A 13,952-nucleotide genomic window follows, 5' to 3' on the forward strand; every position below is an offset into this window, starting at 1 on the left:
CTTTTGGTTGAGCGGGCGTCTGCGTTAGCAGGCGTTGATTTGGTCGAGGCGGACGCTATGGTCGGCGACCTCGGTAACGAGTTCAGCGTCGTGGGTGATGACGATGACGACGGCACCGGTGTCAGCGAGTTTACGCATTACTCGGGAAATCGCGACCAGGTGCTTGTAGCCAACACCGGACGTGGGCTCGTCGAAGATGTAAACTTTCTTGTTCGCAGCCAGTGCTGTAGCAATAACCAGGCGTTGGCGTTGCCCGCCAGAGAGTGCTTGCGGATGGTCAGCCTCGTGGTCGGCAAGGTCGAGTTCTGCAAGGATCGCGTGGGCATCGATGTGTTGCTTTTCGGCTTTGGTCGTGCCGAGCGTGACTTCGTCGATGACGGTATCTGAGAACAACTGTCGGGTAGGGTCTTGCATCACAAGGTAGGCGTCACGGCTGGTGAATTTTTGTCCGCCGAGTGTGATGGATGCATGTTTGGCTTTTTCTAGTCCGCAAACAATGCGTGCCAGTGTTGATTTGCCTGACCCGCACGGGCCGAGGAGTGCCGTGATTTTCCCTGCCGGGAAGAGCAGATGGCTGATGTTGAGAACCGTGTTTCCGTGGCGGTAGGCGAAGGTGAGATTGCTGATCTCAAGCCCATCTTCTGCCGGTTCCGGAAGTTGTGGCATGGGCACGGGCACTAGGGATCGCAGTCCAAGCTGTTTGCGCTCCTCATCCGAGGTAGCGTAGAACTCTTCGCCGGTTGCGGTGAGGGCAATCTTGCCTTTGTCGAAGCAGTAGACACGGTCAGCGATCCCGGAAAGGAAACTTAGCCGGTGTTCAGCAATGATGATGGTGTGTCCATCGGCTTTGAGCCTGGCGATGAGTGTGGCGAGTTGGTCGATAACGTCAGCGGACAAGTTCGCGGTTGGCTCGTCAAAGACGATCAGCGACGTGTTGTTGCACATGGCGACGGCGCAGGCCACGCGTTGCATCTGCCCACCCGACAGTTGTGTGACGCGGGATTCCAACAGGTTGGCGATACCTAACTCGGCGGCTACTTCATCAATGCGTCGACGAATCTCATGCGGGTCGCGGCCGAGATTTTCTGGACCGAAGGCGAGTTCTTGGCGCACGTGGGTGGTGTAGAACTGGGTGCGCGGGTTTTGAAACACTGTCGAACAGTGGTGGGCAAGGCGTGGCAGGTCTGTTTGTGCCACGTCAATGTCGTCGACTGTGACGCTTCCGGTAAGGTCGCCGTCGTGGAAGTGCGGGATGAGCCCGTTAAATAGCCGTAGTGCGGTGGTTTTTCCTGACCCTGACGCGCCACACAGCAAGGTGACGGTTCCGGGTGTGATGGTGATGGTTGCGTCGTTGATTGAGGGGTGGTCTGCTCCTCGATAGGTGAAGGTGACCCCAGTTGCTTGGGCTATTGTCATAGGACGATTCTCCATATCGCGAAGCCGATAACGATGAGCAGAATGACTGCGTCGATCACACGGAATTTCACGACTGTGACTGAGGTGGGCTTTGCGGTTCCGCCCAGTCCGCGCACGAGGGCAGCCGATGCCAGTTCGTCCCCGCTGCGTACCACGGTCGATAGCAGCGGGATTGTGAAGTATTGCGCCGCACGCAGGGAAAGCGCGGACATGCCGCGTAGTTTCATGGCATCTGAGATCGCTTTAACCTCGTGGCCGATCACGGGCAGCACACGTAAGGCAACCGAGATTGGGATCGTGAAACAGGTCGGGATCCGTGAGCTGGCGAGTGCTTTTTGCAAGGTGGCGGGTCGGATTACGCCGATCGCGTAGGCTCCCATTCCTGCGCTGACGCTGAATCGCCACATCCACTGCAGAAACAGCATGAGGAACGCGCTGGCTGTTGATTTCCAGACCAGTGGTATCACGAAGACGAGCCCGCTGAGGACCGCAAACGTGGCCAGGTAGACGGCCACCCAGCTCGGGCGCACGAGCGTGTTGGGGTTGATTGCAGCGCTCGTCAGCATCACGGCGGCGAATCCGCCCAGAGTACACACGAACCACGGCGAGTAGGCACTGTAGATCGTGGTGGAGACGATGACGAGCGCTGCGATAATGGTGCGCGGGTCGGGAAGTTTAGACAAGACCGGCCCGTTCAAAGTGTTTGCGCGCGACCCTGGTTCCCAACAGACCAGCAAGCCAGCCCACGATGAGCATCACGCCGAAGAAGCCCAGCAGAATCGGAATCGTGACGACCTGTGCCATCTTGGCGGCATACTCGGCACCCATTTGTTCGGCGATTTGCGACATATATGCGTCTTGGTTCATAAATAGCGGCATCCACGGTGACACGTAGATCGGCAGAATAAACAGTGCGTATGCCAGCGGAACGCGAACCTTAACGTTCTTCGGTCCCTTGGTGATGACTAGGTCGGCGAGCAGGCCGAATACAGCGGCCACCGCGATGCCTCCCACCCAGTGGCCGGTCACGAAAAAGAGGATTTCGATGATAATCAGCATGATTGTCAACGCCCCCATCTTCGGAGTGCGTGCTGTGAACAGCGCAAAGACGATGCCGTTAACGAGGATAGAAAGCAAGAAACCGGCATACATGGCGGCGGGGATGAACCCGAGCATTCCGAATGCAAACACGATGACGAACATCAAGGCGGTGAAGACGCCAATGTTGATGAAGTCGCGCGCGTTGAGGCGCGAAGATGTGGGTGTGGACATAGTTTTTCCTTTCATGTGCTTATACGTACTGTGTTTTAGACGAGTTGCCATCCGGCTGCGTTGATGCGTTCTTGCCAGAAATCACGGTATTGACCTGGCTGGTTGACCAACTCGTCGTGGAACCCGAGCTGAGCGATACGCCCACCGTGGGAGAGCACAATGATTTGGTCAGCTTGGCGAATGGTTTCAAGTTTGTGGGCGATGACAATCAGCGTGGAGTGTTTGCGTAGCTCATTCATCGCCGCAACAATATTGGCTTCATTTTCCGCGTCCAACGCGCTGGTGGCCTCATCGAACAGCACGATCGGGGCCTTCTTCACCAAAGCGCGAGCGATGGACACTCGTTGGCGTTCCCCACCTGACAGTGCACGCCCGCCAGCACCCGCCAATGAATTCCAGCCGTCTGGGAGCCGGTTGACGATTTCCGTCACGCCCGACAGGTCAGCCGCCCATCGAATCTCTTCATCGGTGGCTTCGGGGTTGCCAAGGCGAATGTTGGCTTCGAGAGTGTCGTTGAATAAGTAGACGTCTTGGAAGACGAGAGACACCTGGCGCATCAGGTCTTCGATGGTTTGCTCGCGCACGTCCACTTCGCCAACGCGCACGCTGCCGGACTGCACATCCCAGAAACGTGCAACCAACCGGGCGATCGTCGTCTTCCCGCACCCAGATGGACCAACCAGGGCACACATGCCGCCTTGCGGGACATGGAAGGAAATATCACGGAGAACCGGGATGTCCGGATCGTAGCTGAAGGTGACGTCCTCGAAACGAACATCACCAGGGGCGTTTATCGGTGTGGAGGCATCGGGTTCGGACAGTTCGGGGGCATCCATGACCTTGTCGACGTGGTTCATCTGCTGGCGGCGTTCTTCCAGCCCGGTCATGCAGCCACCGATGTCTTGGAGCATGGTGGTGAACCGCAGGCACATGCCGATTGTGACCACGGCGTTCAGCGCATTCATCTGCCCGCCGAGGGCGAGTTGGGCGGTCAGCCAGATCATCACCACAATGAGCGCTTGGACGAACATTCCATTAATCAGGTTCGCTAATGTTTCGATCCACAATGCTTTGCGGCTTTTGCGGTCAGCCTGTTTGAATGCCCAATCAAGGGCCGGGTAGTCGTCGGCGACATGGCAGGAGCGCAGCGCGCCTTGGCAGGTGGCGAATTCGACCATGCGAGCCGCCAACTCTGACTCGGCTGGTTCGGAAACCTGCTTACCTTTATCAAGAAGCACGCGGGAGATATGGAGGAAGGCGAGCATGATCGGGAAGGCGATTGTCAAGGTCAGTCCCAGTCGCCAATCCCAGAACCAGGTTCCCACAGTGATCACCAGCACGGCTGAGAGTTTTTGGACGAGGGAGAAAATGAAATGTGCCGCCGACTCGCCCAAGTTCATCATTTCCTGGGTGACCATGCGCGACAGCCGTCCAGAGCTACCCGAATCGAACACTCCCAACGGTAGGCGGGCTACTTTGTTACCTACTGCCTGGTGTACGTCGTGAATGAATCCGAGCGCGCCGATATAGCCGGTGCGCATGCCATAAAACTCCGTGCCCACGCCCAGCATCGCGATCACCGCCAAGGCGATGAGCCAGCCCGAAAACGATAACCCCCACACCGGCATTCCGGTCGCTAGGGCACTTGCTGCGGGAAGCAGAGTCAGCAGGGCAAAGCCGTGACACAGTCCTGAGACCGCACCCCACGCTTGACCGACCGAGAGGTCTCGCCACGAGGCGGGTTCCATCAAACGCTTAAAGCGTGGCAGCAATAGTTGATTCATCGTGTCATCTCCTCGCATGCACCTTGGGCAAGAAGTGCCTGATAGTGCGCATTACCCAACAGCTCGTCGTGTTTACCGACCACAGCAATGCGCCCGCGTTCCATGACGACGATTTGGTCTGCCCCTCTGATCGAGGCCAGTCGGTGGGCGATCACAATCACGGTTCTGCCTTTGGCAAGAGTCGAGAGAGCTTGTTGGATTTTCGATTCCGATTCCGGGTCCGCCATCGCCGTCGCCTCGTCCAGCACCAACACTGGGGCATCAACCATAAGCGCCCGGGCGATTGCGATACGGGCTGCCTGCCCGCCCGAAACGTGGGTATCCTCCCCCAACACGGTGTCGTAACCATCTGGCAGGCTCATGATGAACTCGTCGATCTGCGCTGCCCGCGCCGCCTGCCGCACCTGATCCAAGGTTGCGTCTGGCGCGCCCAGGGAAATGTTGTTGTGGATGGTGTCACGAATAAGCTGTGCATCTTGCAGAACGAATGCAACCGTCGAATACAACACATCCTGGGAAATGTTCTTTAGATCAACCCCGCCGATAGTGATCATGCCAGCGTCCGGGTCATCGAAGCGGGCCATTAGACTTGCCAACGTCGATTTGCCCGCACCCGACGGGCCAACCAGCGCGGTCACTGTGCCTGCCGGAATGCTCAGGCTTACCTCGTCTAATGCCTGGGTGTCGTCATAGGCATACGACACACCCCGAATCTCGATATCATGACCGTGTGGTGTCTGTGGTGCATCGGGTTGGCTCAATGCCGGTAGCTCCATAACCGCAACGAGGCGCACCGCAGCCGATCCCGCAAGCTGGTAAGACCAGGCGATTGTCGCGACCGTCATCAACGCTCCCGGCAGCACCAAGGCAATCAACGTCGTCGCTATCACCTCGTAGATGCTCACCCAACCGGCGTTCATCATCAACGCGCCACCGCCAAGGTTCACGATCAACAACACCGGAATCGACACCCACGAAAATGAGGCGACCGACATCGACACCAGCGGCATACACCACGCCCGGTAGAACTTAGAAAACTCGTTAGCTGCATCTAAATAGGCTTTATGTGCTTGGCCAACCTTGCCGAACGCTTTCACCACTGAGATACCGGCAACGAACTCGGCCATCGTTGCCGAAACCTGAGCGAGCTTGGTGTCCATTTGCGCGGTCTTCTCATTCATCCCACGCATCGACGTACCATACATGCCCACATAAAGCGGGATCGTCGCAATCGACAGCAACGCGAGTCGCCAATCCACCACAAACGCATACATCAACAAGGCGAGCGGGGATACGATCGCGTTCAGTTTCTCTATCGGCCCGTGCGCGATTACTGTGTGCACCGTGGCCGTATCATCCTGAATGGTCTTGCGAATCTTCCCCTCACCCTCGCGGGTAAACCACGACAGCGGAGCAGTCGACATTCGGGCGGCAATTTGCCGACGCATCTGATTACGCAACGACAGGTCAATAAAATGCGTCACGCCCAATGCAACAAAATATAGGGTCAACCGGGTCATGTATGCGCTGACGAGGAGCATGACGATCCAGTTCACCCGCGCCGGGTCCACCTGGTCTTGCATAAGTTCTCTGCCAAGCTCCACCAGAGCCACATACGGGGCAATAGCCAACACACCAGAGAGAAAAGCCAAAACCTGCGCGACGAACAGCTTGCCTTTCACCGGCTGCGATAGCTGACGAATCGCGTTCTGGCCAGCGACAGATTTTTCCTTCGCGGACCCATACTCACCTTCAACAACCTGATCCGTTACACTATCGTTCACGTAAACACCATCCTTCTTAGGCAAGGCTAACCTTATCAAATTTCTGGGAGGTGTGCCTAGCCGTGCACGTAAACCGATACGAGCATCACCCTTGCAGGACTATGCTCACCTGTTCACCGGTGTGGAATACGAACCGGATCGTATCCTCGCCTACGATGACGTGATAGATTAGGGCGTTCCAATCTACATCTGTAAGAACGAAGGTTCTTGGGCTAGAAGTTTGCTGCGCCTGCGAAATGAATCCATACCAATCAAGCACTTCAGGACTGTCCAACACGAACTTGAAGCAAGTCCGTCTACTGCTCAAGAGTACGAAACACTCACAGAGTTAATCCTCGAAACGCTCAATCAAGCCGGTATTGAAACGCTCCGTGTCCTCCAACCACTAGCTGAAAGCGACGACGCCCCCTAACCAGATACCCGCTAACACAAGCCCACCCGCAGACCCCCTCAACCAGAATCGCGCTCTAATCCAACGGGAAGATCGGCGTCAAGCACCAGATCGCCGAACCTCCAGCACCCCAGCGAACCGCTCCGAAAACAACAAAACCCCTGTTCAACAGGGGTTCAAGGGCTCAAGTGGCTTTTATCATTTTCGACGTCTAAGTATCTACCTTTTTGTTATAACGTCCACATCTCAGTCTTCCGTTATCACCCGTTTAGCGGCCTCTGCGGTATTTCGCCACGCTTCACGTACTTCTTCATCGTTCATTCCCGGTTCCCAAGACCTCAGTAAGGTAACAGAAACCAGCTCCACGGCTATTGAGAACGCTACCATGATTCCTGCTGACAACAGGGAGCTAAGTAGCACGTACGACGAGGCGAAATAAGTAATTGCTAAAAGAAAAAGCTTCACAAAGATGGGGCGCCAACCACCTGGAGAATTATGTTTCTTTTTTCTTGCGTAATACTTATCAAATATGGTCGATAGCGTTTCCCAAACAACCACACTTACTCCCACAATAATTATCAATAGATACACAGTCGCCTTGTGGGGTATCAGCCAAAACACAATGCCAGAGACTGTGAAACACATACACCAATAATAAAACCGGTGGTCATATGCCCCCACCAGGCGTAAAAAAACGATATGGGCTTCCAAGTCGTACTCATATCACTTCTCCGCTCTCACCCGAAGTAAGCGGAAATCACCCCATCGAATCCGAGGATCATCCTTAAACTCTTGGCTATAACGTTTCGAACTCATAATTGACATCCTTCCCCGCTCCCGAAAAAGAAGCAAGACTATCAGTCAACCAAACCTACAGCAGACCCAAACGTTATGAGGCAACTATGTGTCTACACAGACGATTGCCTTCTTCTGTTTTGCCAGAATCCATTCCACCAAAATAGCAGTACTCCACCTATATACGCCCCAATGCTAATTCTGACACAAATAGCAATCTTGAGCCAGACTTGATCAAATCGATTTACAAAATCCCAAGAAGACCAAATCGCTAGAGGAATGATGAATGGCATTGCAAACAACGAATAGTGGAAATACTTTCTGTTAAATTCCCCGGTCGAATAACTTTTGAACTGTTCCGCATCGTTTATTTTCAGTTCCAAATCCCCGGTACCAAAACCAGTTATTACCGGATCGGAAACTAAAAGACCAGGATTACTAATCGTGCCCGAACCGCTCAAAGTTAGCTGTTTAAGCCCGGTGCCCAGGTAGGTAAGCGGCTTTGCGGAATGCTTCCAGCCCGCAAAGCCGCTAGTTTCAAAGTTATTTCACTTACTTAGTTTTACCCTCAGGGGTGATTACGGGTTATGCCCGCTACGCTTTCCTCCTGGTCCTGCTGATCACCAACGCAATGCCAGCTACAGTAAACAAGGCTGCCGCATAGAGATAAACCAGCACATTAGCTCCGGTTACCGGAAGGGATGACGCTATCGGTTTATTGGGCTTCTTTTCCGGTACGGGGGTCACCACTTTTTCTACAAATACCGGGGTGATCTCCGTGTCCTCACTGAACTTATGCCGTTTCATGAAGTCATAAACTCCCAGTTTAGTTTGCCCCTCATTTTGGGCAGTTTTATTAGCTGACCAATGCTTAAACCCGCTTGCGGCCTTATCTTTATCGCTGAGGGCAATCTCGGGAATCTCCACCCAAGCCGTGGGGTTAACCCAATAGCTCTTAGGAGGCAGCTTGCCCAGTTGACTGGAGGGATTCACCGTCACCTTTACATAGGTTTTTCCATCCAAGAGTTTCGCCAAATCGCCATGAGGACCGGTTGCCTGCTTCAAGAAGTCTGGCATGGCTCCCGTAGGGGGCGCATCGTACCGGTTCTTATAAACCCTTATCGGCAGCTCGGTCTCTTCAATCTTTTCTCGGCCCGCAAACTTAACTTTCGCTTTGAGTTTCACGGTACGAAAAAGTTCGTTTGAATCCGGTTCTTCTTTTACCAGCTTGTAGATATCATCCTGGGTGGCTACGGGGGTACCGTTTTCATCTACGAACTCTACCGTCGCGTCATCGGGCAGCTTGGTTATCTTGGTTTTGTCTTTGCTCTGCAGCTGAATAGCTGCCCGCAGCTCATCCAGAGTGGGCACAAAATTATTGATCCAGGTGCCATCGGGTGCCTTAAAGGACTCGGTAGTCGCCACCCCTTTAGTCATCAGATCTGACCAATCGAACTGTGCGGTAAAGATATGATTTTCATTTATCTCCGTGCCCGGCAGTAAAAGTGGTTCATTATCCCACTTTTTAAAAGTCTTGCCTTCTTCCGGCGTGAGATAGTACTTGTTTTCATCCGGCTTTTTTCCATTCTCCAATTCTTGGGGAACTGGAAGCAGATCAGACTTAAGACCCTTCAGTACATCGTAATTAATTTCTTTGATGGGGTTCCCATCCTTGTCGGTACCGAAGGAGCCGCCCTCACTGGCCTTAAAGGTTACCCGGACGTACCCGTCTGGAGGAGTAGGACTACCTGAGGGCACCTCAATGACCCTGACATCCTGATAGTAGAAGGTAATCTCATCGGAACCGGTACCGTTGATTCCTTTGAATTCATTGGTATCTTCATCTACATCGTAGAAAAGCTGCTGCTGCGGATCTGAAGTCAGCCTCCAGCCGATTATCGGTTTGTAGTTTCTGGCGTCATAATGGCGACAGAGGCTAGTCACTGCTTCCTGGTCCAAGATGCGGTACTTCTCTATAATGTTTTTCTTTTCCGCATCGGTAGTGGCTTTCGCCAATTCCGCCTTAGCTCTTTGGTCCACATAGTTAACCTTGTAATCACGGGTCCGTAAGGGGCGATAGAAGAAGTGGAACTCATTGTCCTTGGCTTTCGGATTATCAACTAACTTCCCATCTTTTAGAATCTGTTTCGGTTCTACCCTAAACGTCTGGAAATAGGTGTTACCTTTCGTTGCCCGGTTACCAAGCTCGTCAGCCAGCTTTTGATAATCCTCATAGAGTTTTTTAGTTTCTTCGTCTTTGGTGTTTCGCAATTCTTCACCGGAAGCCAAAATCCAATTGGCATCTTGCTTAGAACCAGTGGCAGCCACGTATTTATCGGCGCGCTGGTTTCCTATAGTTTCTTTAGCCGGATTATCCGTCACGGTCTTATCAATTGCGAGATTGTTATCCAAGAAGTGATGGTAAACCCGCACATCCTCCATATCATTTTTTACCCAAATGGCTTTCAGGTAAATGGGACTTACGACGTCGTTACCGTAGGAGTAAAGCTCCGGAACTTTATAGGTGTCCCGATAAGAGGTATCCACTTTGTCGGTATATTCGCCGGTATTGGCATCCTTCTGATAGCGCAGTACCTCCCAACCCATGAAGCTATAGCCTTCTCGGGTTGGATTCTTTGGCTGTACCAGTTTTTGCCGCTGCACTACAGTAAAGACTTGCTTGTCCCCTTCGTTTTCACCCTTTTTCGCGTAGGTGACTTCTTTTTGGTCAGAGACATCGCCTTCCTTAATGGTCTTAGGCGCGGTGGTAACATTCTTCTCCTCAATGGGATCTAGCTTGCCCCCATTGGGGTCAAAGGTTACCTTCCACTTATAGTCTGGTTCCCCCCATTTGGCGTAGAGCACCAGGTTGTGCGCGGGCATAGTTTCCTTGTTTTCCCAAACCAGTTTCTGCCCAGCCGGGTCTAGCGCCCAACCCTTAAATACCATTTGGGGTGCGAGGCCATCAGGTCTCTTAATCCGATCATTTCCCTCGTCATCTTTTTCCACCAGATCCGTCAGACCTAGTTTCACTAAAGTTTGAGGATTATCTAGGTTTAAATCCTTTAAGGGTTTTTGGTAGAAGACGTCTGTCTGATTGGTCTCGTTGTACTCGCTGTCGTCCTTGAGTTTTGCGGGGTCATTGTTGAACCGCAACTTGTACTTATTCCGGTGGTACTGGAAGCGAATATAGCCATTTTTATCAAATGCATCGCTGCCATCGGCAACGTCCCCAAATTCATCAGCACGGTTAAAGAACGTTTTCATAAACTGCATGTAGCCCTTGGTTTTTTCGTTGCCATAGGGGTCTATTACCTTTTCGTTAGGAAGGGGAGTTGCATCTTCCCGCTCATCGTTCATAGCATCAAGCTCATCCTCGGTAAGCTGCTGGGAGGGTTCGTTTAGGCCGTAAGGGGTAAAGCCCTGCACCGTTGGGTACGGGTGACGATAGGCTGTACTGTCGGTATCCGCTTTGGTTCGATAAAGATTGTAGTCAATAATGGTCTCTCCGGGCTCAAACCCATCCATCCAAAAGTCCATGTGGTGAGGCATTGGCTGGGTATTTTCCCCGTCACCACCCCTTTGTTCGATACCAAAGGAAAGAGTAGTGAAAGTATACCATTTGAGGCCCTTAATGACGCCATTTCCGGCATCAATCCTCTTGGTGTAACCACCCCGTTTGTCGTAGTCTGCCATATCTAGGAACTCATCAGCCGATAGCCGGTAGGGAGGGGTGTCACGGTAAGTCCATTGTGGATTATCGAAGTTTGGTCCCCAGCCAAAACTTTGCTTACCCAGGGAAAACCCCTTGGTTTCCTGGGCGTCATCTGGCCACTCTGTCATCAACTGGTTAAACCGGGCCGTAAAGTGGTAGGGGTTTCCTGGCTCGCCTAACTTTTTGCCGTGTCTCCAAATTTCGGGATAGAAAGTAGCATCACCCGTCTTAGCATTCGACTTCGTAAAGTAAAGGTCATACACCTGACGGTCATAATAGATGTTATAAACGGTTTTGCCGGTGGAAGAAACCGCCTTTACTACGTTTGGGCTATTTGGATCAGCGTTTTCTTTATCGGTTAATTCTTTATTGTATTTATAGAATTTATCCAGTAAGAGGTTCTTACCCCGGTTAAATTTTTGGTTGTTCCATATTTTATCTAACCGTGCCTGATCTAAATCTGGAAACTCCACCCCTTTTACCGTCTCATTTGCAAGGTCTGGACGAGTGCCGGTGGCCTGATTCTTATACACGTGGGTACCCACAAAATCATATTTTTCTAAAAGAGACGCACCCTTAGGGTAGTCGGCCTTTTCCGTCCAAAATTGGATTGCATAGTCTGCCTTCTCGTTATCTTTCCACACCGCAGTGAACTTGACTTTTTCAGCCGGCATAATCAGCTTGGCGTTTAGATCTTTAATCGCATTACCGCTGCTGTCTTTAATAACTTTGTCAGCCTTAAAGGTCTTGCCAGATTCATCTTTTAAATCCACCGAAGGCTTCCAGCCTTGGAAGGTAGCTCCCACTTTTTCGGGAATATCTTTTTGCTCGAGGTTGGGGATGGCCTGCCCATAGTAGAGGGTGCGGGAAGGAACTTTTGTACCCCCATCGGTGTCGAAAGTGACGTCATAGTGGTTACGGTTGTAGCGATATTCCACGGTAAAATCCGTGGTATTTAGAGGAACTATAACCTCGATAGAATCGGTTTCCGGAACAAAACCTTTTATTTTATCCGCTTCTAAAGGTTTGATTTTCAGCTTCGAGCCTACGCTACCCTTTTCGGTAGTTATAGTCTCACCTGTTTTCCCAGGTTTATTGCCGGGTTTATTGCCGTATTTATCAAAATCACTGATGTCCTGGAAAACGTGTTTGACGGTAATTTCCTTTTCTTCCGCGTCATAATTAAAGTCTTGGAAGTTTTCGTAAATTATCCCGTATTCCGCATCCCCGCTTTTTTTACCCTTTTTAGCTTCCTCCACAACTTTTTGATAGTTGATAAGAAACTTCTCTAGCAAAGTACCGTTATCCTTAGGCTTACCGTAACCCGAGAAATCCGGCAGCTTAATAGGCTTATTTACCTTAGCTTTTTCCTCGTCGGTAGCGGCTGCCCCTACGGTCGCCACATAGGGCTGGTAGTTGATGGCGTACTCCCCATCTCTTTTTACTTTGTAATCGCTACGAAGAGTGTAGATATCTGGCTGCTTCGGATTTTTGACGAACTCTTCCGTCGTTTTGCCAGCAGGAAGCTTCGCTGGTTCCAGTTCCATGGAATTTTGGTATTTGCTGGTTTCCGCGGCGTCGGCTGTCAGCGGCAGGGAAAGCATCACTGCCGCCGGAAGTATCAATGCCAGTGCCAATAGTAGAACCAGGGCTTGCTTGAACGAAACTTTCATGGGGGACTTCCCGCCTCCGATGCCATAATTTATTTTTGAGGGCAAATATTGGTATTTCTACCGCTCAATTATTTTAGCCATAAAACACTGCTATTCTAGCCATAAAAACACTGCCTTGCCACCCACGCCATTTGCTTAGAAGGAGAATGGATACCGAAAAATCCGAGAATCCCATTCCAGATTGAAGACACCCAGTTAGAGACCCGGTTCCACAACCAACCCGTTAGTGACTGAATACCTTGCCATAACCCAGAAACCAGGGATTCTTCAGCGCTCATGCCGAACCCCATCAACGTTTGGGTGGCCTTGGCTAGATCCTCCATCCCAAACAGAGTACGAGCCGCTTCCCAATACCGCTCCACTGTGCGGGCTATGCATAAAACTGGAATAATTTATCGAGATATTGGTGTTTTGCTCGGAATCAGTCACCAACGAGTATCCCAACTAATAGCTGAGAGCAAATAAATGAAAACAATAAAAACTACCATCACAAAAAATAATGATTCGTGGATAGCCGAATTCGTTATTGACGGGAAAGAATACGGGACGCAAGCGAAAACTTTGACCGAATTGGAATTGATGGTTAAAGACGCTGCAGGGATTATGACAGGTACACCAAGAGAAGAATTCTTGATAGTTTTTGAGAACTATCCTTAGCACATAATAAAAATGGATGCTCCCGCAGGTGCGGAGACTAAATACGACAAATGAACAGTTAGTTAGGTGCCTTTTTATAAATATACGTATTACGGATATGTAAACTAGAATCTATCCTAATCTTAGGAGAAATTCTTCTCGGGATTGGAGCAATCCTAACAGGTATAGCATCCATCCTTGGACTAGGAACCCTAACCACGCAAATGCCCCTACCAGTGAAAATAGTCGGCGCTTTAGCCACACTCACTTTCGGCACACTCGCCCTACTCCAAGCTACAGGAAAATTAAAATGACTATAAAATACTTATCCCTAGCCGGCGTAGCCACCAGGCTAGGAATATCCCCAAACACCGCTAGAGCCTACCGTGAACAAGGCAGACTGCCCACCCCAGACGCCACTATCGGAGATGGACCTAGAGCTATGCTTGGCTGGCTACCCGAAACCATAGATACATGGCAGGTCAA

Annotated in this window: 10 protein-coding genes and 1 pseudogene; 1 reads left to right on the forward strand and 10 read right to left on the reverse strand. The window is 51.4% G+C overall.

Annotation, left to right across the window (positions count from 1 at the left end):
• Positions 1–24 precede the first annotated feature (24 nt).
• The 10 genes and pseudogenes from BQ7117_RS00210 to BQ7117_RS07945 form a co-directional block, all read right to left on the reverse strand.
• Positions 25–1,416: an ABC transporter ATP-binding protein gene (locus BQ7117_RS00210; RefSeq protein WP_073995669.1), complete on the reverse strand. Its 1,392-nt coding sequence runs from the start codon at positions 1,414–1,416 to the stop codon at positions 25–27.
• Positions 1,413–2,099, reverse strand: coding sequence for an energy-coupling factor transporter transmembrane component T family protein (locus BQ7117_RS00215; protein ID WP_073995670.1), 687 nt, complete (start codon positions 2,097–2,099; stop codon positions 1,413–1,415). The genes BQ7117_RS00210 and BQ7117_RS00215 overlap by 4 nt, the downstream gene beginning before the upstream one ends.
• Positions 2,092–2,688, reverse strand: a complete 597-nt coding sequence (locus BQ7117_RS00220; RefSeq protein WP_016444300.1) for an MptD family putative ECF transporter S component — start codon at positions 2,686–2,688, stop codon at positions 2,092–2,094. Before BQ7117_RS00220 ends, BQ7117_RS00215 begins: the two co-directional genes overlap by 8 nt.
• Positions 2,689–2,723: 35 nt before the next feature.
• On the reverse strand, positions 2,724–4,472 hold the full coding sequence (locus tag BQ7117_RS00225; RefSeq protein WP_073995671.1) for an ABC transporter ATP-binding protein: 1,749 nt from the start codon (positions 4,470–4,472) through the stop codon (positions 2,724–2,726).
• On the reverse strand, positions 4,469–6,256 hold the full coding sequence (locus tag BQ7117_RS00230) for an ABC transporter ATP-binding protein (protein WP_073996901.1): 1,788 nt from the start codon (positions 6,254–6,256) through the stop codon (positions 4,469–4,471). Before BQ7117_RS00230 ends, BQ7117_RS00225 begins: the two co-directional genes overlap by 4 nt.
• Positions 6,257–6,341: 85 nt before the next feature.
• On the reverse strand, positions 6,342–6,515 hold the full coding sequence (locus tag BQ7117_RS07805) for a hypothetical protein (RefSeq protein ID WP_154662958.1): 174 nt from the start codon (positions 6,513–6,515) through the stop codon (positions 6,342–6,344).
• 378 nt (positions 6,516–6,893) lie between these two features.
• Entirely contained in the window at positions 6,894–7,205 is a 312-nt protein-coding gene (locus tag BQ7117_RS00235) for a hypothetical protein (protein WP_143273932.1), read from the reverse strand.
• Between the two features lie 350 nt (positions 7,206–7,555).
• Positions 7,556–7,903 (reverse strand): hypothetical protein, encoded by a 348-nt coding sequence (locus BQ7117_RS07720; RefSeq protein WP_073995673.1) that lies wholly within the window; start codon positions 7,901–7,903, stop codon positions 7,556–7,558.
• A 133-nt stretch (positions 7,904–8,036) separates the two neighbouring features.
• Positions 8,037–12,830: an InlB B-repeat-containing protein gene (locus BQ7117_RS00245; protein ID WP_073995674.1), complete on the reverse strand. Its 4,794-nt coding sequence runs from the start codon at positions 12,828–12,830 to the stop codon at positions 8,037–8,039.
• A 119-nt stretch (positions 12,831–12,949) separates the two neighbouring features.
• A pseudogene (locus BQ7117_RS07945) lies at positions 12,950–13,102 on the reverse strand (phage tail protein); the annotation flags it as partial.
• Positions 13,103–13,295: 193 nt separating this feature from the next.
• Between BQ7117_RS07945 and BQ7117_RS00255 the strand changes: the two are divergent.
• Positions 13,296–13,487 carry a hypothetical protein gene (locus BQ7117_RS00255; protein WP_073995676.1) on the forward strand — a complete coding sequence of 64 codons (192 nt, stop codon included), beginning with the start codon at positions 13,296–13,298 and terminating at the stop codon, positions 13,485–13,487.
• Positions 13,488–13,952: the final 465 nt, after the last annotated feature.

It is taken from the genome of Arcanobacterium urinimassiliense (assembly GCF_900119495.1).
Classification (GTDB): Bacteria; Actinomycetota; Actinomycetes; order Actinomycetales; family Actinomycetaceae; genus Arcanobacterium_A; species Arcanobacterium_A urinimassiliense.